The sequence below is a fragment of the Thermofilum pendens Hrk 5 genome, from assembly GCF_000015225.1.
Lineage (GTDB): Archaea > Thermoproteota > Thermoprotei > Thermofilales > Thermofilaceae > Thermofilum > Thermofilum pendens.
Map to the genome: position 1 here is coordinate 132,570 of NC_008698.1, position 21,953 is coordinate 154,522.

At 56.3% G+C, this 21,953-nt stretch carries 24 protein-coding genes; 12 read left to right on the top strand and 12 right to left on the bottom strand.

Annotation, left to right across the window (positions count from 1 at the left end; all coding sequences use genetic code 11):
- Positions 1 to 10: 10 nt before the first annotated feature.
- From TPEN_RS00775 to TPEN_RS00785, 3 genes are all read right to left on the bottom strand, one after another.
- Positions 11 to 1,552, bottom strand: coding sequence for an acyl-CoA carboxylase subunit beta (locus TPEN_RS00775; protein WP_011751831.1), 1,542 nt, complete (start codon positions 1,550 to 1,552; stop codon positions 11 to 13).
- Positions 1,553 to 1,570: 18 nt separating this feature from the next.
- The gene (locus TPEN_RS00780; RefSeq protein ID WP_011751832.1) at positions 1,571 to 2,137 is read right to left on the bottom strand and encodes a hypothetical protein; all 567 of its coding nucleotides are present in this window, start codon (positions 2,135 to 2,137) and stop codon (positions 1,571 to 1,573) included.
- A 91-nt stretch (positions 2,138 to 2,228) separates the two neighbouring features.
- Positions 2,229 to 3,389, bottom strand: a complete 1,161-nt coding sequence (locus tag TPEN_RS00785; protein WP_011751833.1) for a glycosyltransferase family 2 protein — start codon at positions 3,387 to 3,389, stop codon at positions 2,229 to 2,231.
- 86 nt (positions 3,390 to 3,475) lie between these two features.
- Here TPEN_RS00785 and TPEN_RS00790 point away from each other — a divergent pair, with 86 nt between their 5' ends.
- The 8 genes from TPEN_RS00790 to TPEN_RS00825 all read left to right on the top strand — a co-directional run bounded on the left by TPEN_RS00790 (position 3,476) and on the right by TPEN_RS00825 (position 9,055).
- Entirely contained in the window at positions 3,476 to 3,736 is a 261-nt protein-coding gene (locus TPEN_RS00790; RefSeq protein WP_011751834.1) for a hypothetical protein, read from the top strand.
- Between the two features lie 5 nt (positions 3,737 to 3,741).
- The gene (locus tag TPEN_RS00795; protein ID WP_011751835.1) at positions 3,742 to 4,194 is read left to right on the top strand and encodes a methylated-DNA--[protein]-cysteine S-methyltransferase; all 453 of its coding nucleotides are present in this window, start codon (positions 3,742 to 3,744) and stop codon (positions 4,192 to 4,194) included.
- A 19-nt stretch (positions 4,195 to 4,213) separates the two neighbouring features.
- Complete coding sequence (locus TPEN_RS00800) at positions 4,214 to 5,107, top strand: ArsA family ATPase (protein ID WP_187146337.1); 894 nt, start codon at positions 4,214 to 4,216, stop codon at positions 5,105 to 5,107.
- Positions 5,108 to 5,157: 50 nt separating this feature from the next.
- Positions 5,158 to 6,057, top strand: coding sequence for a DUF4129 domain-containing protein (locus tag TPEN_RS00805; RefSeq protein ID WP_011751837.1), 900 nt, complete (start codon positions 5,158 to 5,160; stop codon positions 6,055 to 6,057).
- Positions 6,058 to 6,174: 117 nt separating this feature from the next.
- Positions 6,175 to 6,402: a hypothetical protein gene (locus tag TPEN_RS00810; RefSeq protein WP_011751838.1), complete on the top strand. Its 228-nt coding sequence runs from the start codon at positions 6,175 to 6,177 to the stop codon at positions 6,400 to 6,402.
- Entirely contained in the window at positions 6,374 to 7,333 is a 960-nt protein-coding gene (locus tag TPEN_RS00815) for an AAA family ATPase (protein WP_011751839.1), read from the top strand. Before TPEN_RS00810 ends, TPEN_RS00815 begins: the two co-directional genes overlap by 29 nt.
- Entirely contained in the window at positions 7,330 to 8,562 is a 1,233-nt protein-coding gene (locus TPEN_RS00820) for a DUF58 domain-containing protein (RefSeq protein ID WP_011751840.1), read from the top strand. The genes TPEN_RS00815 and TPEN_RS00820 overlap by 4 nt, the downstream gene beginning before the upstream one ends.
- A 4-nt stretch (positions 8,563 to 8,566) precedes the next feature.
- Positions 8,567 to 9,055 carry a hypothetical protein gene (locus TPEN_RS00825; protein WP_011751841.1) on the top strand — a complete coding sequence of 163 codons (489 nt, stop codon included), beginning with the start codon at positions 8,567 to 8,569 and terminating at the stop codon, positions 9,053 to 9,055.
- On the opposite strand, the gene TPEN_RS00830 is transcribed toward TPEN_RS00825, so the two are convergent.
- Positions 9,052 to 9,696, bottom strand: coding sequence for an adenylate kinase (locus tag TPEN_RS00830; RefSeq protein WP_052884983.1), 645 nt, complete (start codon positions 9,694 to 9,696; stop codon positions 9,052 to 9,054). The two genes, TPEN_RS00825 and TPEN_RS00830, sit on opposite strands and share 4 nt — an antisense overlap.
- Before the next feature lie 176 nt (positions 9,697 to 9,872).
- Between TPEN_RS00830 and TPEN_RS00835 the strand changes: the two genes are divergently transcribed.
- Positions 9,873 to 11,318 carry a TldD/PmbA family protein gene (locus tag TPEN_RS00835; protein ID WP_011751843.1) on the top strand — a complete coding sequence of 482 codons (1,446 nt, stop codon included), beginning with the start codon at positions 9,873 to 9,875 and terminating at the stop codon, positions 11,316 to 11,318.
- A complete protein-coding gene (locus tag TPEN_RS00840; protein WP_011751844.1) occupies positions 11,318 to 12,655 on the top strand; it encodes a TldD/PmbA family protein in 1,338 nt (445 codons plus the stop codon). The genes TPEN_RS00835 and TPEN_RS00840 overlap by 1 nt, the downstream gene beginning before the upstream one ends.
- On the opposite strand, the gene TPEN_RS00845 is transcribed toward TPEN_RS00840, so the two are convergent.
- The 5 genes from TPEN_RS00845 to TPEN_RS00865 all read right to left on the bottom strand — a co-directional run bounded on the left by TPEN_RS00845 (position 12,638) and on the right by TPEN_RS00865 (position 16,480).
- Positions 12,638 to 13,729: a hypothetical protein gene (locus tag TPEN_RS00845; RefSeq protein WP_011751845.1), complete on the bottom strand. Its 1,092-nt coding sequence runs from the start codon at positions 13,727 to 13,729 to the stop codon at positions 12,638 to 12,640. The two genes, TPEN_RS00840 and TPEN_RS00845, sit on opposite strands and share 18 nt — an antisense overlap.
- A gap of 1 nt (position 13,730) precedes the next feature.
- Entirely contained in the window at positions 13,731 to 14,753 is a 1,023-nt protein-coding gene (locus TPEN_RS00850; RefSeq protein ID WP_011751846.1) for a transglutaminase-like domain-containing protein, read from the bottom strand.
- 75 nt (positions 14,754 to 14,828) lie between these two features.
- Positions 14,829 to 15,752: a carbamate kinase gene (arcC, locus tag TPEN_RS00855; RefSeq protein ID WP_011751847.1), complete on the bottom strand. Its 924-nt coding sequence runs from the start codon at positions 15,750 to 15,752 to the stop codon at positions 14,829 to 14,831.
- A 131-nt stretch (positions 15,753 to 15,883) separates the two neighbouring features.
- Positions 15,884 to 16,213 (bottom strand): winged helix-turn-helix domain-containing protein, encoded by a 330-nt coding sequence (locus TPEN_RS00860; RefSeq protein ID WP_011751848.1) that lies wholly within the window; start codon positions 16,211 to 16,213, stop codon positions 15,884 to 15,886.
- A 3-nt stretch (positions 16,214 to 16,216) separates the two neighbouring features.
- Positions 16,217 to 16,480 carry a MoaD family protein gene (locus tag TPEN_RS00865; RefSeq protein WP_245534171.1) on the bottom strand — a complete coding sequence of 88 codons (264 nt, stop codon included), beginning with the start codon at positions 16,478 to 16,480 and terminating at the stop codon, positions 16,217 to 16,219.
- Between the two features lie 83 nt (positions 16,481 to 16,563).
- Here TPEN_RS00865 and TPEN_RS00870 point away from each other — a divergent pair, with 83 nt between their 5' ends.
- On the top strand, positions 16,564 to 17,931 hold the full coding sequence (locus tag TPEN_RS00870; protein ID WP_011751850.1) for a 4Fe-4S dicluster domain-containing protein: 1,368 nt from the start codon (positions 16,564 to 16,566) through the stop codon (positions 17,929 to 17,931).
- Between the two features lie 16 nt (positions 17,932 to 17,947).
- Here TPEN_RS00870 and TPEN_RS00875 read toward each other — a convergent pair whose 3' ends face one another.
- Positions 17,948 to 19,804: an aldehyde ferredoxin oxidoreductase family protein gene (locus TPEN_RS00875; protein ID WP_011751851.1), complete on the bottom strand. Its 1,857-nt coding sequence runs from the start codon at positions 19,802 to 19,804 to the stop codon at positions 17,948 to 17,950.
- 121 nt (positions 19,805 to 19,925) lie between these two features.
- Here TPEN_RS00875 and TPEN_RS00880 point away from each other — a divergent pair, with 121 nt between their 5' ends.
- A complete protein-coding gene (locus tag TPEN_RS00880) occupies positions 19,926 to 20,945 on the top strand; it encodes a M42 family metallopeptidase (protein ID WP_011751852.1) in 1,020 nt (339 codons plus the stop codon).
- A gap of 5 nt (positions 20,946 to 20,950) precedes the next feature.
- On the opposite strand, the gene TPEN_RS00885 is transcribed toward TPEN_RS00880, so the two are convergent.
- Both TPEN_RS00885 and TPEN_RS00890 read right to left on the bottom strand, forming a co-directional pair.
- Positions 20,951 to 21,577, bottom strand: coding sequence for a molybdenum cofactor guanylyltransferase (locus TPEN_RS00885; protein WP_011751853.1), 627 nt, complete (start codon positions 21,575 to 21,577; stop codon positions 20,951 to 20,953).
- Positions 21,574 to 21,933 (bottom strand): hypothetical protein, encoded by a 360-nt coding sequence (locus tag TPEN_RS00890; RefSeq protein WP_011751854.1) that lies wholly within the window; start codon positions 21,931 to 21,933, stop codon positions 21,574 to 21,576. Before TPEN_RS00890 ends, TPEN_RS00885 begins: the two co-directional genes overlap by 4 nt.
- Between the last annotated feature and the right edge of the window lie 20 nt (positions 21,934 to 21,953).

Sequence of the window (21,953 nt, forward strand, 5' to 3'; positions counted from 1 at the left end):
GGCGCACCCGCTATACGGGCGGTACTCCGTGTTTCCTCGGAGGCCTCGGGTGCTTCTCCCGCTTATCCCTCAGGAACATGAGAGCCTTGTAGATGTAGGAGCGAGTCTCCCGGGGGAACACTATGTCGTCCACGTAGCCCCTCGAAGCCGCGAAGTACGGCGTCGTGATCTCCTTCCTGTACTTTTCCTCGAATTCCTTCGCCAGCTCCTCGGGGTTCGCTGCCTTCTCCAGCTCCCTCTTGTATATGATCTCTATCGCCTCCCTGGGCCCCATGACGGCTATCTCCGCGGTTGGCCATGCGAGGACATAGTCCGCTCCGAGGTGCTTGCTACCCATGGCTATGTAGGCCCCTCCGTACGCTTTCCTCAGGATGACGGTGATCTTCGGGGTCGTGGCGTCGGCGTAGGCGTAGATGATCTTCGCTCCGTGCCTTATGACTCCCCCGTGTTCCTGGTACGTGCCCGGTAGGAAGCCCGGCACGTCGACGAAGGTGATTATCGGGAAGTTGAAAGAGTCGCAGAAAGTCACGAACCTCGCTATCTTGTCCGAGGAGTCTATGTCTAGGCAACCGGCGGAGACTGCCGGCTGGTTCGCGACTACGCACACCGGGAAGCCTCCGAGCCTGGCGAAACCTACTACGGCATTCGTGGCGAAGTGCGCGTGTACCTCCAGGAACGAGCCTTTATCGAAGACCCTGTTTATCACCTCTTTAACGTCGTAAGGTTTCACGGGGTCCTCCGGGACAAGCCCGTCGAGCTCGGAGTCCTCCCTGAATGGGTCGTCGCCCGTTTCCGCGTACGGAGGGTCTTCGGTGTTGTTGCTCGGAAGGTAGCTCAGCAACGCCTTGATTATCCTGATGGCGTGGTCGTCGTCTTCCGCCAGGAAGTGCGCTACACCGCTCTTCGTCGCGTGAATCTCGGCGCCCCCGAGCTCCTCGAAAGTGACGTCTTCGCCTATGGACGCCTTCACGACCTTGGGTCCGGTTATGAACATGTAGGATTTCTTCGTCATGACTATGAAGTCGGCAAGGGCTGGGGAGTACACGGCGCCCCCGGCGGCTGGGCCCATGATTGCCACGATCTGCGGGATTACCCCGCTGGCCATCACGTTCCTGTAGAATATCTCCCCGTAACCCTTCAGCGAGTCGACGCCCTCCTGTATCCGGGCGCCCCCGCTATCGTTTAAGCCTATCACGGGTATTCCAAGCTTTAAGGCAGTCTCTATGGTTCTCGCGATCTTGTATGCGTGCATCTCGCCAACAGAGCCCCCCATGAACGAGAAGTCCTGGGCGTAGACCGCCACTCTCCTGCCGTCGATGCTTCCAAGGCCCGCTACGACTCCGTCCCCGAACACCTTCCTGGACTCCATCCCGAAGCCTGTAGCCCTGTGCTGGATGAAGCGGGCAATCGGTACGAAGGAGCCCTTGTCGAGCAACCTTTCAAGCCTCTCGTGCGCTGTCAGCCTTCCCTGCTCGTGGATCTTCTTCGCGAAGTCCTCCGGAGGCACTTCCGTGAGTCTTCTCTTCTCGACTAGCTCGCTAAACCTGTCCATAGGGACCAGCCGGGAAGTTCATTCGAGTTCTAGAACCCAGACTTCGTACTCGCTTCCCCCCACCTTCACCTTGACGAGTTCGGCGCCCCTCTGCACGGCGTCCGCGACTAGCGCTACGTGGCGCTGCAACCTAGAGACCGACTCTAGCCAGTCGTTCTGCGGGTACTTGAGGCCAGCCGGAATCTTCACGGCCTGCAAAACTTTGGGGGGCACGCTGTCAGGGTTTACAGCCGCTAGCGATAGCCCCGGCCTAACCTGCGCGGGCTCAACGCTGGACACTTGAAGCCCTTTTATCGATACGTAGGCTGTACCCGTAGCCTTCACTTCGAGGGATCTTTGGGCGACCCCCGCTCTCCACGTCTCGGCCTGTTCCCCGTCCGCTAGCACGGTTGCGTCCCCCGTAACCGCGTAGGTGACTCTTTCGTGAAGCTGGAGCTCGAGCGCGCCTCCTCTAACCTCGAATGCGGGAGCTATGAGCGGGTTGAAGGAAATTATGTTGGCCGCCGCGTGGAGGTACTTGTCTATCGATGATAGTGGCGACGGCGACAGGAAGGTTCTGTTCGCAGAGCGTATTACAATCGTCATACGTCAAGCGCCCGTGGGGGGTGTAGTTACGTGTGGTATAAAAGCTTTGTCGAAGAAGGCTTCAACTGCTGTCGAAAGTTCCAATTGGTGCTTAGACAACCCAGTCTTCGACGCTCTTCCTTCTAAGGACTATAACTCGAATGAAGCCGGCTAAGAGTATCGTAAGCCAGAGTGGCTGGTAAACGAAGAAGTAGACAGGGTATAGGTACAGGTATGACTTCATCTTCACGGCGCGTGATGCCGCGAACTGCCAGAATAGGAACACGAAGAACGCTGTGAGGATTGCTCCCGCCTTTACGAGGTATATGAGCTGGATGTTCAGAAGCAGGATCGAGGCGAATGGAAGCGCCTGGGCTACTAGGGACGACAACGTGAGCATGAAGAGGTAAGCCGTCTTCTCGTAGACGTGGTTGCTGAGGACGAACGTTATCAAAGCGCTCGAAAGCGACGGTAGAGCCAGCAGGAGCCCGGGGATCACGGCGTGCGGCATTCTGAGAAGCGTTTTAAGCGCGTCCGCGAAGTTCTCTTCCAGCCAGGCGGCGAGGCCTATTGCCCACCTTTTGCGTTGCTTAAACCACTTCCTAAAATCGCTCGGAGGATAGTTGAGTACGTAGGTGTTCTCGATGTACGTAAAGTTATGCTTAGCTTTAAACGACCTCAGGGCTATGTCGAAGTCCTCGGATATCGATGGGCGGAAGTACCCTATCTCGTCCAGCGCTTTTCTCCTGACGGCGAACGCCGCCCCGTTGACGGCGACTGTTCTCCTAGCGGCCCTCGCCATCAGCTTACTTGCAAAGTTGTAGGATGCGTACTCGATGTAGACGAGCTTCGAGAGAATACCCCCCGTGTCGACTATAACTTTCTTGATGTCGGCTATGTCGTAGCCCTCCATAGCCTTCAAAACCTTCTCGATGAAGCGGTCGTCCTCCACGTATACGTCGTCGTCCAGGAATATTACGACCTCGCCGCTAGACTCTCTAAGCGCCTCGTTCAGCGCGCTAACCTTGCCGCCCCTCTTAGGCCTTAGGATGAGCTTCACCCCGCCGATCCTCCTTAGTTCCTCGGCCACCTCCCTCAGAGGCTCATCCACAACGACTACTACTTCCTTGTCCTCGTAGGGGAGGCTCGCCACCCTCTTCACAAGCCTGACTAACCTCTCAGACCCCCTGTACGACGGTATGATGACCGACACCTTTCGGCCCTGCGAAGCCTTACCCTCCAAGACTACCTCGGCGATAGCGCGGCTAGACATCCCGAAGCCTTAAAAATCGAAAGAGAAATAAACTTTGCCGCGACGCGCGAAAGCCTTTTTGCTCAGACATTGCTTGGTACTAGCACGTGGCTTACGAGCGGAGTGCTCCGCGCGCGCCCGGGAAAAGCGTTGAAGAGTGCATGAAGAAAATGCTTGAATCCGCGCTGAGAGACCAGTTTAACGGCGTTGGGAGGGCGTTTATCTCGAGCCTCTTGGAGCAGGGCTTCACGCGAGACGAGGTGAGCGAAGCCGTCCGGGCTCTGAGCTCGCAGTACGAGGTAAGGGTGATCGGCGACGTCGTAAAGGTATACTTCGGGAAAGAGAAGAGAAGCAACGCTCCTAGGTGAGAGTAGTGGTGAATATTGAAGCTTCGTGTTTTTCCACGCCTATAGGGGAGCTTTGCGGCATCGTCAGGGGGAACGTTGTACTCTACCTGCATAGACCGCTCCTGCTCTCAGGCGTTACTCGCGGAGAGTTCGCGGAGAGGTTGAGGAGGGAGATCGAGGAGTACTTTTCCGGGAGGAGGAAAAGCTTCTCGTTTAGACCTCTGATTAGAGGATCAGCCTTGAGGAAAAAGGTCTTCGAGGAGGTTTTGAGGATCCCCTACGGATCCACCATTACGTACGGAGAGCTCGCCGCGAGGGTTGGATCGAGCCCGAGAGCCGTTGGGAGAGTGCTCTCAGAGAATAGGATACTCCTAGTCATACCCTGCCACAGGGTGGTAGCATCGAAAGGCGTCGGTGGTTACGCTTTTGGGGTCGAGGCTAAGAAGTACCTTTTAAGGCTGGAGGCAAGTAACCGGTGAGAGCCTAACGGTGATGCGCGTGCCTAAGAAGCTGGTAAGCTTTTGGGGTAAGGGGGGTGTCGGGAAGACTACTCTTTCCTCGGCTGTTGCAGTCTCGCTTTCGAAGATGGGTTACAGGACGTACCTCTTGTCCTCCGACTTTGTGCCCTCGTTGCAGGACGTTCTAGGCGTGGAGCTTTCCCGGGAGCCCTTGGAGCTTTCCGAGAACCTCGTGGTAGACCAGCTCTTCGAGGAGAAAGTTATCGAAATGTGGAAAGAGAGGTTCGGGGAGGAGGTCTACAGGGTCGCGTCGAGCATTTTCCCCGTGGGCAGGGAGATAATAGACTACGTGGCCGGTGCCCCCGGTATAGTCGAGGAGTTCACGCTCTACTACATCTACGAGCTCTACAGGAACGAGGACTTCGATGTCCTCGTATGGGACACCATGGCTACGGGCGGGGGGTTGAGGATGCTCCGGATAGAGAAAGAGTTCTACGACCACCTAGGGGAAGCCGTGAAGCTCTACCTGAGAGTAAAGGGTGTCATCGACAGGATTAGAACGGGGTCCGAGGACCCCTTGAAGCTCATAGAGTCCTGGCGGGAGCTCGCCCAGAAGGTGTTAGACTTCCTTAGAGGAAGCCACCATGTAGCCTCTCTCGTTTCCCGTAGCCTCCCGGTGGACTACTACGTCGCTACCAGGGTGTACAGAGAGTTACTAGAGTTCGGGATTCCCGTAAAGATGCTGTTTGTAAACATGGTGTCAGGCTCCGCCGAGGAAAACCTCTACTTCAAAAAGTTCTACGACTCGTTCGGGGAGAAGTTGACACTGCTGAGAGTTCCCCGCGTCGACCCCTCCCCGAGGGGCATAGACAGCTTATCGAAACTACTGGAGAAAAACGACGTAGACACTATTCTAAGCCTCCTAGAGGGTTAGCGTTGTGCTAAGATTAAAATTCTGGGCGTAAGGAGATAAGCGCGAAGTAGATGAGAGCCGTATACGTTGCTCTCGCGGCGGCATATGTCGTTGCTGCTTTAGTTGTCGCCAGCTACGGGGTTACCGGTTACTCGTTTCCAAGCATGAACATGGAGAACGTTTTCACGTGGATCGCTGTGGTCTTCCTTGTTCTTCTCGGCTACGAAGTAGCCCGTAATAGGAGGGAGATCTTGGAGATAATCCTGGAGATCTTTAGGCGTCGCCCCGCGAGGGACAAGGACTATACGCCCAGGATAAGTACCTTGGGGCTAATATTTCTCGCAATGCTCCCCGTTCTCCTGGCTGTAATTCTTGAAAGGAACAGGGAGGAGAGGGGGCTCATGAATATAGGTACCGGTGTTCAATCGAACATTTCGGAACCTGTCAGCGCGCTTCCCGGAAACCTAACGGCTCCGCTGGCTAGCAGTACCGGCACAAGCGTCGGCGGTAGTCTTGTCGGCGTTTTTGCGCCTTTACCGCTGGTACTTCTGGGGTTCGCGGTTCTCGTTGCTTTATCCCTTCTTCTAGCATACCGCGAAGCCCTCGGAGAAAGAAAGGAGGCACTGGGCGCGCCCCAGATTCTCGTTAAGGAAGAGCTTAAAGCGTCGTTGACGAGGATCGAGGATTACCCGGAGGGCGATGTAAGACTGGAGATAGTAAGGCTGTACAACTCGTTATGCAACGCTGTAAACGAGAAGGGGGCGAGGCTGGAGAAGTCCTGGACTGCTCGAGAGATAATGCGCTTCCTTTCAGACACGATGCCGTTCATCCCCGCTAGACCCTTGGAAAAGCTGACAGAGCTTTTCGAGCTCGCGCTTTACAGTAGACGCCCGTTAACGGAGAGAGACCGGGAGAACGCCGTTAGGTCGCTACGCGAGATACTCTCTGCCATAGATTCTGCGGAGAGGTGATGAGGAATCAAGGCTCGCAACCTACTCCTAGCACTTTTCTCTTCAACCTTCCTTGCCGTTCTCGCGGCAAGCTTCTACTACAGGGAATTAGAAAACTTCGTCTGGGTTCTTCTCGTAGTGTTCTCTGCCTGGCTCACGCTTAGAGCTCTGCACGCGATGCCTTTAAAGCTGCGCATCGAGGAGAGAGAGGAGGGAGAAAACGAGGAAAGTCTTCTCGATAGGGTCGCGTCGGAGGTGAGCTCCGGGAAAAGCGTAGACCCAGAGAAGCTATGGAGAAAGGTTTTTCAGAGCGTGGGGACTACGGAGGTTGACGAGGATGGACGAGACTATCAAAGCTACGTTTGAGAGAGTTTTCTCCGAGGTTGAGAAAGCCGTTGTAGGCAAGAGGAGAGTCGTGGAAAGATTGCTCGTGGCCCTCCTTTCCGGGGGGCACGTGCTGATAGAGGATTTTCCCGGGATGGCTAAGACTCTGCTTGCATCCTCCTTTGCGAAGGCCCTCGACCTAGAGTTTAAGAGAGTGCAGTTCACGCCGGACCTCTTGCCGTCCGACATAACGGGTAGCCATGTCTACGACATGCACAGCTCGACGTTCAGGTTTCGGCGCGGTCCAATATTTACCAATATCCTGCTGGCAGACGAGATTAATAGGGCTCCCCCGAAGACTCAGAGCGCCCTTCTAGAGGCTATGCAGGAGAGGCAAGTGACCGTTGACGGAGTAACGTTTGCACTCGAAGAACCCTTCATGGTCATCGCGACGCTCAACCCCATAGAGTTCGAGGGTACGTACCCTTTACCCGAAGCCCAGATGGACAGGTTTATGCTAAAGGTGAGGATGGGGTACCCGAGCAAGGAGGAGGAAATCCTGATACTGAGGAGGCGCCTCCAGAGGGGCACCGATAAGCCATCCATAGAGAAGGTGCTCTCGAAGAGCGACGTGCTAAGCATGATAAGGAAGGTCGAAGAGGTTTACGTGGACGACGCCGTTCTCTCCTACATAGCCGAGATCTGCAGGGCTACCAGGAGCGTCAGGGACGTCGAGGTGGGCGTGAGCCCGCGGGGCACCGAGGCCTTGATGAAAGCTAGCCGTGCGTTAGCGTTTATCAGGGGGAGAGACTTCGTTCTACCCGATGACGTCAAGGAGGTTGCAGTCGAAGTGCTCGCCCACAGGATCGTCTTGAGGACGGAGTCGCTTGTGCGAGGAGTGTCTCCGGAGGATATCGTGAGGCGCGTTTTAGACGAGGTAGAAGTGCCGAGGAGCGTCGGTGCGTCGCGTTGACAGTTAAGGCTGTTGCCACCATTGCGGGTAGCGCGGCGACCCTCCTGGTAGCAGTCCTAGCACAGAGGTGGTTCGTGGCCCTCTTTTCCGTGCCACTCCTGCTACCTCTGTTTGCCTCGCTTCTCTACGTTCACCCCTCGGAAAAGCACATTGTAGCAGAGAGAGTTGTGCCCAGGTCGAACTTTGTAGCGGGAGACACTGTGCGCGTAGAGATTTCGGTCCGGAACGTCTCGAACCGGAGCGTGGTGCTCGAAGTACGGGAAAAGCTGGGCGAAGGGCTCCGCCTAGTGGGCGGTGACACGGTAATGCTGAGCGTCTTGAAGCCTCACCAGGAAAAGAGGTTTACGTACTACGTGACGGCGGATAGAAGGGGCCACTACGACCTAGGACCCCTGGAAGTCTACTCCCTCGACCCCTTCCTGTTTACGCGTGTAAAAGTGAAGGAGTATGGGGCGGAAAGGCTGACGTTTTTCCCGAAGATACGTAGGATCGACTACATACCTATGCCCGCCGCTCGTACAACGCTTCTCCCGGGAGAGGCTATGTCGAATGCTCCGGGTGAAGGTTTCGAGTTTATGGAAGTGGGCGAGGCGCGGGGTAGCGGGCTCAGGAGGATCAACTGGAAGGCTACCGCCAAGACAGGTAGGCCTATGGTTAACGTTTACCTGGGGGAGAGGTCCGCTGAGTGCCTCATCGTGCTCGACGTTCCCTCGAGTAGGTTGCTGGGCCGGGCACTCACAGAGGTGCTCGTTGACAAGATGGTCGAGTACACGGGAAGCCTTGCCTACTACTTGACCCGCAGGGGTAACAGGGTGTCGCTACTGGTGGTAGGACACTATAGGGACTGGGTAAAGCCGGGGTTCGGTAAAAGGCACTTTTTGAGGATTCTCCACTCCCTAGCCGACGTCAAAAGTCTGGAGACAAAAACCCTGGTGGATTACTCCGAGGTGTTTAGCCGCGTTGCTCCGTTCCTGGCGAAGAGCAGGTCGCTCGTCTTCATAGTGTCAACGTTTACCGAGAAAGCCGCATTCGAGATCCTCGGGGAAGCCGAGAGGAGCGGCTACGTCGTGCGACTAGTAGCGATCAACCCTTTCAACTCCGTAGCCGAGCACTGCGAAAAGGATAAGCTCGAGCCGTTGAAATTGCTGAGCGATGCCTGGGAGTACGGTCTTCCGAGGGTTTTGAGCAGAGGATCTCCGAGAACTAAGCTTTTAAGCGGTGGGGGATGAGCTGATGAGGCTCGAGTCATACTTGGGGGCGCTCGTTGTTTTCGCGCTACTACTTGCGGAGAGCCTTTCGGCGGGCAACGCCGTCGCCACGATCTTTCTATCCGCGCTTGCAATGGTTTTCTCGGCGTCGCTCTTGACGGGTAACGCTTCCGCCGTGAACGTTGTAGCAAGTATTTACTGTGTCTCGCTATCCGTCGCAGCGGTACTGGACTTTCCTCTCCCGGTGCTTCTAGCAGAGCTATTCACGGTGCTCGTAGCTAGGGATCTCTTCTCCATACTCGCGTACGGAGAAAGAGCGGGCACCGCTTACCTTTTGAAGGTGTACCTTCCCCTTTACTCGCTAGCAGCAATAGCGGTTTATGTGTGGCTACAGGTTAGGAAAAGTACTTCGGCGTTCGCTTCCTTCCAGCTTGTCGCAGCTTCGGGTTTCGTAGCCCTACTAGTCCTGTACAAGGTTGCAGGGGACTTGAAGCGCGCCGTGAAGGAAGGCTAAGAAAGGTTATAGAGCTTCTTCAACGCGGCGATAACGCGCGGCACCACCACGTCTGCCTGCTCGTTAGCCTCTATCCTTACAAGCTTCCCTCTACCCTCGTAGTATGCGATTATGGGCGTGAACTGCTCTCGGTACACCTTTAGGCGCTCGGATATGACCTCCGGTGTGTCGTCGCGGCGTTGCACCAGCGGACCCCCGCACTTGTCGCATATCCCCGGGATCTTCGGAGGCATGTACTTAACGTGGTATATCGCCCCGCACCGCGCGCAGATTCTCCTCCCGCTGAGCCTTTCGAGGATTACGCTGTCCTCGGCGTGGAAAAGCAATGCCCAGTCGGGCGGCGAAAACCTCTCTAGAGCTTCTGCCTGGACGATTGTTCTCGGGAAGCCGTCCAGGATGTACCCCCTCCTGCAGTCCTCCTGGAGGAGTCTGTGCCGTACAACCTCTATTACGAGGTCGTCGGGTACGAGAAGCCCTCTGTCTAGGTACTCTTTCACCCTTTTCCCCAGCTCCGTCCCTTTCTTTACTTCCTCTCTGAAGATGTCTCCCGTGGATATGTGAGGTATGCCGAACGTCTCCGAGACTGCTTTAGCGTAGGTACCCTTCCCCACCCCCGGTGGACCTATGAATACCAGCTTCATACCCCGAAGCGATGCGCTCGAAGCTTTAAGTCCTTTTCGCATACTCGCAGAAGAGGGTGGCGCCGTAGGGCGATCCGCCCTTTCTAGCTTCCCAGCCCCCTTGCCTTAGGCTTATGAGTAGCGCGCGCCACGCAAAAAGGATAAATTCTTTTCCCTAGGTATTTAAGGCGAACAGGATGAGCTGGCAGTACGAAGACCTTGTCGTGAAAGCGGTTTCTCACGGTGAAGCCTTAGGTGCAAGCTACGTGGAAGCCCGCTACCACCTCATAGCGCGGAGCGGCTTATCGTCCAGGAACGGGGAAGTGATAGGCGTTGAGAAGTCGTTCAGCCAAGGCATAGCCATAAGAGTGATTGTCGACGGTTCGCTAGGTTTTGCCTCCACCAGTGTGCTCACGCCTGAAGGCGTTACCGGCGCAGTCGAAAAGGCTTATAAAAAGGCTAAGGCGCACGCCAAGCTACAGAAAAGGCCTATTGAGTTCAGCGATGAGCGTTTGGGAAGAGTTACCTACGAGGCCGTGGAGAAAAAGAGCCCGCGCGACGTGGACTTTCAGGAAAAGACCCGGTACCACCAGGAGCTGTGGAAGCTTGTAAGCGGTGCTATCTCGACGGCAAGGGTAGCCACTCTCACCTCCTTCTACGGGGAGAGCGTTGAAGAGAAGATAGTAGTCAACAGCGACGGAGCTTACGTGAAGAGCAGGGTGCCCAGGGTATCCCTCGGCTACAACGTGGTCGTAACCTTGCCAAGCAAGGGGACGATACAGAGGTTCTTCTCGCACGCGGCGTCGGGCGGCTACGAGCTGGTGGATGCGTGGAAGGTGCACGAGTACCTGCCGGAGGACGTGAAGACCTTTGAGAAGATACTTCTCGAGGCTAAAAGCCCGCCCGTCGACAGGCCCGTCGACGTCATAGTTGGAAGCGAGATCGTCGGGCTCATGGTCCACGAGAGCTGCGGCCACCCCAGCGAGGCCGATAGGATTATGGGCAGGGAGGCGGCTCAGGCCGGTAAAAGCTTCATCAAGCCGAACATGCTGGGCGAGAGAATAGGCAGCGAGTACGCAACCGTAATCGACGACCCAACGATTCCGGGTAGCAACGGCTTCTACCTCTACGACGACGAAGGAGTTCCCGCGAGACCGCGGTACCTCTACAAGAACGGCGTAATAAACGAGTTTCTACACAACAGGTGGACGGCGAAGCTCTTCGGCACGCACAGCAACGCGGCTGCGAGAGCGATGAACCACGAGGGAGAACCCATAGTCAGAATGGCTAACACGTACTTTAAGCCGGGCGACTACACATTCGAGGAGCTACTCGAAGACGTGAAGTACGGCGTATATATTAAGAGCTACATGGAATGGAATATCGACGACGAAAGGTGGAGTCAGCGCTACGGCGGGCTTGAAGCCTACCTCATCGAGAACGGAGAGCTGAAGGGGCTCGTGAGAAACCCCGTGCTTGAGCTAACAACCAAGACGTTCTACTCGAGCGTGGACGCCGCCGACAGGAACCTGGAGTTCTACGCCGGTACGTGCGGTAAAGGTGAGCCCATGCAGGGAGTACCCGTGTGGTTCGGCGGTCCAAATGTACGTGTAAGGAACATTAAGCTGAGGGTGATTGGGTAATGGCTGAGAGCCTGATCGAAATTGGAGAAAAGATAAAGAACTACGCCCTGAGAGCGGGCTTCGAAGAGGTAGCGGTGCTCCTCTACAGGAGAGAGAGCGTGATGGTGAAGTTCGCGAACGGCGAGCCGAGCGTGACTCAAAACTGGACAGACCACGCGGCGGACATATACCTCGCGAAGGGCGGGAAGATACTCGGGACGTCCGCCCCGACGCATTCACTGGAGGAAATATATAGGGTTATAGACTCGCTGCACCAGATGCAGGAGAGGCTACCCCCGTCTATGCTCTACGCCCCTCTACCAGAGCCAGAGAAGCACGAGCCTCTCCCGGGGCTCGTCGACAAAAGGATCGTTGAGGCGATAGAAGACCCGGCGCACGTATCGGAGGCTGTGGTCGAGGCCGCCAATAGGTACAAGGTCGACAGCTTTGCCGGCATGCTACAGCTAACCTACGAGGTAAAGGCTCTCGTAAACAGCAAGGGAGCTTCCTTCTCCGAGGACTCGACGTACGTGAAGACCTACATCCGCTCCTTCGCGGGCGAGGGGTCCGGCCAGTGGTCTCTCGGCTCCCGCAGACTCTCGATCAGCGACGTCGAAAAGGTGGCTGAGACAGCTTCGCATCTAGCCTACCAGTCCAGGAGGCAGGAAGACTACCCACCTGGGAGAACAAATGTACTCCTGTCCCCCATGGTCGCCGGGAACTTCCTGAACTACATCGTCGAGATGGCCACTGCTTCGTCGATAATGATGGGGTTCTCTATCTTCATGAACAGGAAGCCCGGAGAGAAGGTTTCCTCGGAGCTACTGACTGTAGAGGATGCTCCGAGGCTCGCCGAGTTGCCGGGGTCGACGTCGTTCGACGACGAGGGTATAAGGACGTACACGAAGCCGGTAATCGAGAAAGGAGTGTTGAGGAATGTTCTCCATAACTCGAAGACTGCCTCGAAGCTAGGAGGTAAAACCACCGGCAACGCGGGGTTGGTGTTCCCGCGGGTCTGGAACATCAACGTTCACCCAGGAGACTATACATTCGAGGAGCTACTGGCGGAGATGAAGGAGGGTCTCGTGGTTACAAACAACTGGTACACCAGACTACAGAACTACATAGAGGGTACGTTCTCGACGATACTCAGGGACGCGATACTGATAGTCAGGAACGGCGAAATAGTGGGAGCCGCGAAGAAGCTCAGAATAGCGGACAGCTTCCCCAGGATACTCGAGAACATAGTGGCGCTAGGGAAGGAAACCTACGACATGTACTGGTGGGAAGTCGAGACCCCCACCAGGACGCCGTACATACTCGTCAAGGACGTTGGAACCTCAAGCCACACCGCTTAACCCTTCGCCCATAACAGTTTGTTTTTCTCTGGCTTCCCTCGAGGCCCTTCTCGCCAAGAATACTGCGAGTATAGCGGCTATGAAGATGGGTATAGTGACTACTAGGAGCAAGTGGGGGCTCCAGAGAGGGGGCTGAGCTATCTCTAGGCGCGTAGCCCTAGCCCTGTCGAGTATCGAGTCACCCGAGTACAGCTCGACTTCTACGGGGGCGTTCCTGACCGATGGGAAAACGACGTCCAGCTTCTCGCCCACGAAAAGGTAGACTTTCCTCGCCTGCTCCGGCTGGGACAGTACGCGTATGTAGACGTAGCCGCTCGTCGAGCCAACGTTCTTAACGGTTACGTGGAGCCCGTCGGCAAGTATCACGGCGTCCTCTATGACCGCTTTGACCTCCGGAGGTTCACCGACTTTCCGCAGGCCCGGGATTTCCAGCTGGAAAACGTAGAAGTCTGGGGCTTCCTGTTCGTTGTGGTTCACCCAGAGGAGACCTCCGCCTAGCCGCTCTGGGCCGTGAGCGTACGGCGGCTCCCACCTGTACCCGTAGAGCCTTGTCCCGTTGAAAACTACCTCGAGCACGTCTATCCAGCTCCTCGGATCCGTACTCGTGAAGCTGTCCCGAACTTTGACCTCGTAGAGAGAGTCGTTGAGGCTTCTCACGTAGTTACTAGTGTTGAGCCAGATAACGATTGATACTATGTACGCGCCCGTAAACCTCTCCATTCTCCCTGTACCGGTGACGTCGCACAGTACTGTTTCGCCGTAGCTCTTCTCCATGTACTTGACAACCCTGTACGTCAGAAGCCTAGGGTTATCGGAAAACATGAGGAGAGCGTAATTCACCATCTGGGAGAGAGACCTATTCATGTCTTGTGCTACCTCTGGGTCGTTCAAAAGGCTCCTGCCGTCAACGGTGAACGGGTGTAGTTTCTCGTCGACGCGAACTGTTCCGTCGGCGTTGAAAGTTAGGCGGAAGTTAAGCGCGATCCAGTACCTTGGCTGCGTGATCACTGGCTCTCCGAAGGCCAGGAATAGGAGCAGGCAGAGGAAGAGCAGTGCCTGTGCACGCCGCTCCATCCTAGTCACCCCTCCCGAAGTAGTACTCAACGTACTCCAGCGTTAGGTAGCTTGGTATCGCGCTACTGGAGAGGGAGGAACCGTAGTACTTCGTCTCCTCTACCCCAAACAGTATGTGCCTCGCACTGTATACTCCAACGTTAGGCGCCATGCCGTCGAGCATGTCAACGTCTATCCACCCATATGGCTCCACGTAGACCTGCGGCCACATATGCCCACCCCAGTGCGTCAAGATGTTCTCGCCCTCGGCCTCTATGGTGGAGAAGTTGAGCCACATGCGCTCACTGTCCGTTAGGAGGATTCCGAACGCCGTCCTGGCGGGTACCCCGAGAATCCTAGCCATCGTCACGAAGACGTCCGCTACCTCGACGCAGTCCCCGGTGATCGCGTAGCCTCTATACCCGTACGTGACTGCGTGGTCGCTCCCGGCTCTTCCGAAAGAGACCCGGTAGTTCCCCCTGTTCGCTTGCTCGACCCAGGACGCCAGCTTCTTCACCGTCGAGAGAGGGGTCTGCGCGAAGGCAACCTCCCTTGCCAGCCTAATCAGCGTCACGTTATAGACATTCCAGTAGCCGGACGACACGGTATACCTGCGTACGAAGCTTAGTGGCGGCCAGTCGCCTTTAGACGCCGACTCGTCTATCTGGTAGCTGTACACCACGACTACGTAGGACACGTTTACCCAGTACTTGCGGCCGGGCTCCGCCCTAACGAGCACAACGGCGTAGGTATTGCCGTCCTCATCCACCACGAACCGCAGGGGCTTCGGGTTTATTGAGACCACGTAGCTCTTCTGGAAAGTTGTGTTCTGAGGAAGCGCCACGTATACGTAGTCGTTCACGGAGACGTTGTTCTCGTTTTTCAGGAGGAAGCCCCCAGTAATCCTGTAAGTCACCTTGCCTGTGACAAACACGCCTGTGACAGCGGCTTCGCCGGTCGCGCGGGAAAAACCCGGAGCCAATAAGGCGAGCAGTAGCAGTAGAGAAGCTACCAGGCGTACGTTGATCTTCACGAACTCACCCACTGCTCAGAGCGTCTATAGGAGACATAAAGTTATCTACACCCACGCCCCGTGGCAAGCGCATCTGGGCCTGCCCGGCTAGCAGGGTAGAACCCGTGTCCCGGAACCTCCTTCAACCGCCTCCAGCATCCTGTCCAAGTGAGCTATTACGGCTACTTTCCCCGTTTTCGCCGCGTAAAGCGCGGCCGCCTCTACTTTTGGGCCCATGCTTCCCCTAGGGAAAACCCCCTTGTTCACCAATTCGAGGGCTTCGCGCGCACAGAGCTCTTCCACCAGCCTCTGTGAGGGTGTTCCGTAGTCTAAGTAGACACCTTCAACATCGGTTAGTATGACGAACTTCTCGGCGTTTAGCTCCTGCGCTAGTAGCGACGATGCCAGGTCCTTGTCTATGACTGCGTCGACCCCCTCGTACCCCTTGCCGCTCCTGACGACGGGTATACCCCCTCCCCCCACCGCCACTACGATGTCCACTTCCCCTGCAAGCCTCTTCACGACCTCTAGCTCCACGATTCTCTTAGGCCGCGGCGACGGAACAACGCGCCTCCAGCCCTTACCGGGAACATTCACCAAGGTCCACCCTTTCTCGAGTAGACGGGGAACCTCGCTTTCCTGGTAGTAGGGCCCTATAGGCTTGGAGGGCGACTTGAACGCCGGGTCCTCGGCGTCGACTTCCACCCGAGTCGTCAACACGGCGACCTTCAGGGATGGATCCACGCTTGAGACTGCCTGCTGAACCATGTAGCCTATGAGGCTCTGAGTCATTGCGACACAGGCGTGTAGCGGCATGCCCGGCACCTCCTTGAAGGCTTCTTGCTGGAGGTACAGGTTTCCCACTTGGGGTCCGTTCCCGTGCGTGATTACAAGCTTGTACCTGGATGCCAGCCGGGCGATGTGTCCCGAAACTCTCTGAAGGTTTCTAACCTGTTCTTCAAAAGTGCCTCTCTCCCCAGTCCTTAGCAGAGCGTTGCCTCCCAGCGCCAGCACTACGAGATCCTTGCTCACAAGTCTTACTCGCGCATGTAAATAAAAAATTTTTAACGAAAAACATATACTGGCGACTCCACAATGGTCGGTCTTCGTTCACGCCTGCAGGGCTTAGATTCGAGAAAGCTTCAAGGCTATCCCTCTGAGGATCAATCCGCCTGAATTTGGGAAAGAGCCTCGCCGACAACCCTCTCGGCTTCGAGGTAGAGCTTCAGGAGTTTTCGCGCCTCCTCCGTCAGGACCATCCCGCCGTGGCGTTGCCCTCCTCTGCGGCGCTCGATTAGCGTGACGCCGGCTCTCTCCTCTAGCTTTTTCAGGTAGCTCCACGCGAAGCTATAGGAGTAGCCCAGCGCCTCTGCCGCCGCGTGGAGAGACCCTTTCTCTTCGATAGCCTTTAATAGCTCCGCACCCCCCTTGCCGAGAATAGGCTTACCGTCCTTTACGAGCCACACCTTGTACCTGACTTCGATGTCGCCCAAGCGCTAGCCCCCCGCTATGGGTGGAAAAACTGCTACCACGTCGCCGTCTTTCAGCTGGGTGCTCTGGACGAACTGTATGTGCCTCCCGTTCACCAGTATTATCCTGTCACGCCTGTAATCGTCTCCCTCGAAAACCTCCTCCACGAAGTCCCTTCCGAGGATCCTGGCAGCCTCCTCTACGCAACCACGCAGGCTTCCATCGCAATCGACGCTTACCTCGGGTACCCCGTACTTGTCTCTCAGCGTAGCGAAAAGCAAGAACTTCACGTGTACACGCACATGTAGAGAATTTCTCCGAAGATTCAAAAACTTTTTTCTAGAGGATTTCGCCTCGAACACTAGAGGCTCGTATGAGCGTCTGCGTAGTCAGGTGCCGAGACTTTGAAGGAGACGTTGCCGGTAGGCTGGCGCGCATACTGGAGGACTGCGAGGGGGTGGTGCTTCTCGGCGACTCCTCGTGCACGGAGAGGTGGGCCGGTATAGTTGAGGAGCTACGCGTGAGGGGTGCCAGGTGGTACAGGCTCGTGTATGTCGATGAGGAAAGGGATCCGTTGCTCTCCTCGCTCAGCGTTGATGCCGTGGTGGATCTATGGAGGAAATTCCTGGAGGAAACCAAGGACGTAGCCCCCGAGGTAAAGTTCGAGGCCTCCAAGCGTGTATCTAGACGGGAGCTACTGAGCTCGGGGCTCGGCGTGCTCCTCACTTACACTTCCATCCCGGCGGTAGACTCCTCTAGGTGCCTTACCCTGAGAAACTGCGATGTGTGCTTGTCCTCGTGCCCCTACGACGCGATGAGCGGCAAGCCGCCTAAACCCGACGCTGACAGGTGCGTAGAGTGCGGGCTTTGCACCTCCAGCTGTCCCTCCGGCTTGATGTTCACTCCTCACATCCCTCCGGAGAAGCTTAGAACCTTGATAAAGGGTGCTCGAAGAGGGGGTTGCGAAGCCCTCCTCGTGGTGTGCCCCAAAACCCGCCGCTTAGCCTACGGGGACTTTGGAGAAGCGTCGCCGAGAGGCTTCCTGATAGAGCTCCCCTGCGTAGCTTCCCTGAGGATTCACGAGTACCTATATGCCAAGGCTTTGGGAATGGACGTTTTCCTCTACGCCCCGAGTAACGTGTGTTCCGGTTGCCCAAGAGTATCTGCGCGCGACGCGTTTCTAAGCATGGTTAGAGAGGCGGACAACATCACGGAGAAACGGGCGGCGGAGCCTACCCCGGGTCCCCTGCCGGCGGTGTTCTCGCATGTCTCGAGAGAAGACGTGAACCAATGGTTAAGCCTAGAGTTCCTGCCGATTTTCCGCGTATCGGTAAAGGATAGTTGTACTCTGTGCGGCGCCTGCGCGAAGAACTGCCCAGAGAAAGCCTTAAACGCCGTTGCTTCGAGCGGGAGGGTCGAGCTACGCTTCTACCCCTGGAGGTGTATTGGATGCCGGGAATGCGTAGAGGTGTGCCCAGAGGACGCGGTAGAGATAGACAGGGCGGCTAACCCAGCGCTAATGTCGAGGCACGAGCACATTGTTCTCTCGTCCTCCGAGATGGCACGTTGCTCTAAGTGCGGTAGAGAAATAGCGCCCGAGAAGCTCGTAGCGTCGCTCGAGGCTAAAATGACGCGGAAAGGTTTACCCCGAGAGGTCGTCTCAAGCCTCAGAATATGCGACGAATGCAAGCGTAAAAGCATGGTGGAAGAGCTCGAGAAAAGCCTGGAGATAGCCGGGTAAAAGAAAAACAAAAAATTTAAGGTTCGATTCCAAGCTCCTTCAGCTTCTCCTTGGTTGGCACTCCGTTGACCCAGCCTCTGATCTTGTAGTACTCCTCCAGCATCTTGTCGAGCTCGACGACCTGTCCCTTAGCAGGCCCCTCGGGCATCGGCTCTTTGAGGAGGCGCGGGGGCAGCGTGTCGTCCTTGGCAGAGAAGCCGTACAGCGACATCATGTACCTCTCGAGGTTGTAGATCCTTTCACCTATTGTTAGCACGTCCTTCTCCGTGAAGTTGAATCCCGCGATCGTGTTGAAGAGGTCGGCGTAGTCCTTCGCGCCTATCTCGAAGGTCGTGAACAGGCAGTTAACCGCCGAGTTAACGACGCTCGTGAGGTCCTGGAAGACTTTAACCCACTGAGCCTTGCCTTCGGGCGTTAAGGGGTCGATTTTCTGCGGGATACCAAGGATCTCCGGGGATATGGTGTAGCCAGTGACGTGGCAACCTCCCCTGTTGGCGGTGGCGTACTCGAGTCCTATGCCCTTCGCTCCTCTCGGGTCGTAAGCCGGCATTTCGAGGCCTTTCACGCTCATAGAGAGTTCCGGTGCGCCGTACATTTCGGCGAGTCTCCTGCTACCGAGCGCGAGCTTCGCTCCGAAGCCGGACTTGTAGGCAGTCCTCCAGACAGCTTCTACGAGCGCCGCCGCGTTTCCGAACCTGAGGTCTAGGCCCTGGAGATCCTCCTGCGGTATGTAGCCCTTTTCGTAGAGCTCCATTGCGGCTGCAATTGTGCTTCCCATGCTGATGGTGTCCAGCCCGAACTCGTCGCAGTAGTGGTTAGCCTTGATTATCGCCGCGAGATCCATTACTCCCGTAGCGTTTCCGAGAGCCCAGATGGACTCGTACTCTGGTCCCTCGGAGTACAGTATCTGGAAGGGTCCCGAGGGCACCTTGACTACTCTACCGCACCCGATCTGGCAGCCCCAGCACGGCCTCCTCGAGATTAGGTAGGTCTTCTCGAGCGTCTCCCCGCTTATCTTGTCAGCCTCTGGGTTGTAGCCGAACTGCCAGTTCTTGTATGGAAGCATTCCCGCCTGGTTGATTATGTTCACGAGGACTGCCGTACCGTACTTGGGCAACCCTCCGCCGGTGACCGGGTTCTTCCTTATCCTCTCGATGAGGCTCTTGGAGAGCTCCCGGAACCTCTCGGGGTCCGCTACCTGCGGCTTGCCCTCACCCGAGACGACTATAGCCTTCAGCTTCTTGCTCCCCATTACTGCTCCTACTCCGGTACGCCCCGCAGCCCTGTGGTCGTCGTTCATTATGTTCGCGAATAGCACTAGGTTCTCTCCTGCCGGGCCTATGCACGCGACGCTCACGTTTTTACCCTTAACCCTGGACTTGAGCACCCTGGTGGTATCGAAGACGTTTTTACCCCAGAGGTCGGACGCGTCCTTTATCTCCACGTGTCCGTCGACGATCTCGATGTATACAGGCTTCTCGGATGCACCCTCGATGAATATCATGTCGTAGCCCGCGAACTTCAGGTAGGCGCCGAACTCTCCCCCGCTGTTAGCACTGGCTATAGAGCCCGTAAGCGGTGAGCGCAGAGCCATCACGTGGTGCCTTCCCGGAGAGGGGACCCCGGCGATCCCGGTTATCGGGCCTGTCGTGAACGCTAAGACGTTCTCGGGGCCTAGGGGGTCTATGTCTTTCGGCGCGATGCCTTTAGCCATGTACTCCTTGAGGTACTTGTAGTAGAAAACGTACAGCGCGTAGCCCTTCCCCCCTATGTATTTTTCAGCCACCGCGGGGTCTATGGGATCTTCGCGTATGGTCTTATCGGTTAGGTTCACTGTGAGAATCTTGTTTACGTAGCCTCCTTTTATTGGCATGCTTTGTCGACTTATATTTTTAGTGAGAAGTATTTAAGCTACTCGTTATTTTTAACCGAAAATATCGACTTTAAGCATCGAGAGACGTTACTTTTATATGTAGACACCGGGCTCCTCTGCCGTGGTCGAAACTAGCCTGTTGTCAAAGTTGGCTAACGCCCCGGCGCCTAGCGGCTTCGAGAATAGAGTTCGAGAGATAATCGCGGAGGAGCTTGAAGAGCTGGGCTACGAGCCTGTAACGGACTCCCTTGGAAACCTGTACGTGGTGCTCGGAGAGGGTAGGCCGAGCCTGGTTTTAGCGGCGCATATGGACGAGGTAGGCTTTATAGTCACGCACGTAACGGAGGACGGGTTCTTGAGGGTAGCCCCGCTAGGCGGGGTAGTCGCGGAGGGGCTTCCCGGTCAGGAGGTGGTCGTGCTGACGGATGAGGGGCTTGTCGAGGGGGTTATAGGGGCTACTCCTCCGCATCTACGGGGGGCTACCCAGAAGGAGCTAACAGTGGAGGAGATTTTCATAGATATAGGAGTCTTGTCCCGGGAGGAGGCGCGCTCCAAGGGTGTGGACGTTGGTTCGCCTGTAACCTTCGCGGGGAACTTCAAGGAGAGAGGCGATGCAGTGATAAGCAAGGCGCTCGACGACCGCGTCGGGTGCTACGCGTTGCTGGAGGCCCTGAGAAGCGGGGCTACTCCGAAGAAGGGTAGCGTCGTCGTAGCGTTCACAGTGCAGGAGGAGGTCGGGCTGAGGGGATCCTCCGCGCTCGCGAAGGCTCTAGAGCCGAATTTCGCCGTAGCCGTCGAGGGAACCATTGCTAACGATACCCCGGGAACTCCTCCAGAGAAGGTTGTCACCAGGCTGGGCAGAGGTCCCGCCGTACGCTTGATGGATAAATCGATGATAGCAAGCATGGAGCTTTACAAGCACATCAAGGCGCTAGCGGAGTCGAAGTCCATTCCGTACCAGGTGCAGATATCCCCCTATAGCGGGACGGACGCTGGGAGCTTCGCCGTTCACGGCGCCGCTGTCAGCGCAGTCTCCGTGCCCGTAAGGTACATTCACTCGCCAGCCTCCCTGGCCTTGAAGAAGGATGTAGACGCCACAGTAGAGCTGTTGAAGGCTCTGATCGAAGAGCCGTTCCCCTGAAGGGGTTAGACGCTCCCACAAAGCTTCCTAGCTTTCTCGTAATCCTCCGGCCTATTCAGGTTGAACGTCTCCCTCTCGGGATCAGCGAAGACTTCGCCGATTGGAATGAGCCTGACGTTCAGTTTTCCGAGCGCATCCATAACCCTAAGCCTACCCGAGCTGAGGGCAGAGGCTACTGCCGTGAGGACTCTCGGAACCCTGTAGACGGCTATCAGAGGCTCTACGTAGCCGTTAGGCCACACCGGTACTGCGCCGTCGTAGCCCTCGGCAAGGCTCCTCAGCTTCAAGAGCGAGGATCCACGCAGGAACGGGGTATCTGCAGGGGCTACGCCTAGAAACTCGCTCCGCGAGTTTCTAAGAGCAGTGTAGAGCCCTGCTAGCGGCGCCCTTACCGGCACCTCGTCGAGCAACACCCTGTAACGGGTAGCGACCGGGTAGCGTGCAAGAACATCCTCGAGAACTCTTTTCTGGACCGAGTCGTGCACGACCAGGATGAGAGAGGACGCTGCTTCGCCCAAGTTCTCCGCCAGAAGCACTACCGCCGGCTTACCGCAGACCTCTACGACTGGCTTGTAGACACCGCCGAGCCTCTTCCCAGAGCCTCCAGCCAGTATGGCTATGTCTAGTTTCATCGCGTCGACCTACTCGGGCACTCGTTAAAGAAGCCCCCATCATTCTGTTTCTTTAGTACCAACACGACGTAGCCTTCACCGGAAGCGTCACTCCACTGAAGTGTTTCCAAAATTTTCCTGGAAGCCTCTCCTCTAAGAGCTAGCTCGCCGTATGCCGTTAGCTTTCTCAAATCCTCTTCTCTGAGAAGGAGCTTTACTCTGTCAAGCGGCAGTTCCCCAGCCTTTTCCAGTACATCGTACATAGACTCTTCATGCAACACCTTTATCATGAAGTCATCAATTGCTGTGAAACTTTTCTCATCTAGAAGCGCTGATCTCTCAACAAACACGTAGACCTCGACCACCTGTACGCTCATGCCTTCTTCACCCAGTCAAA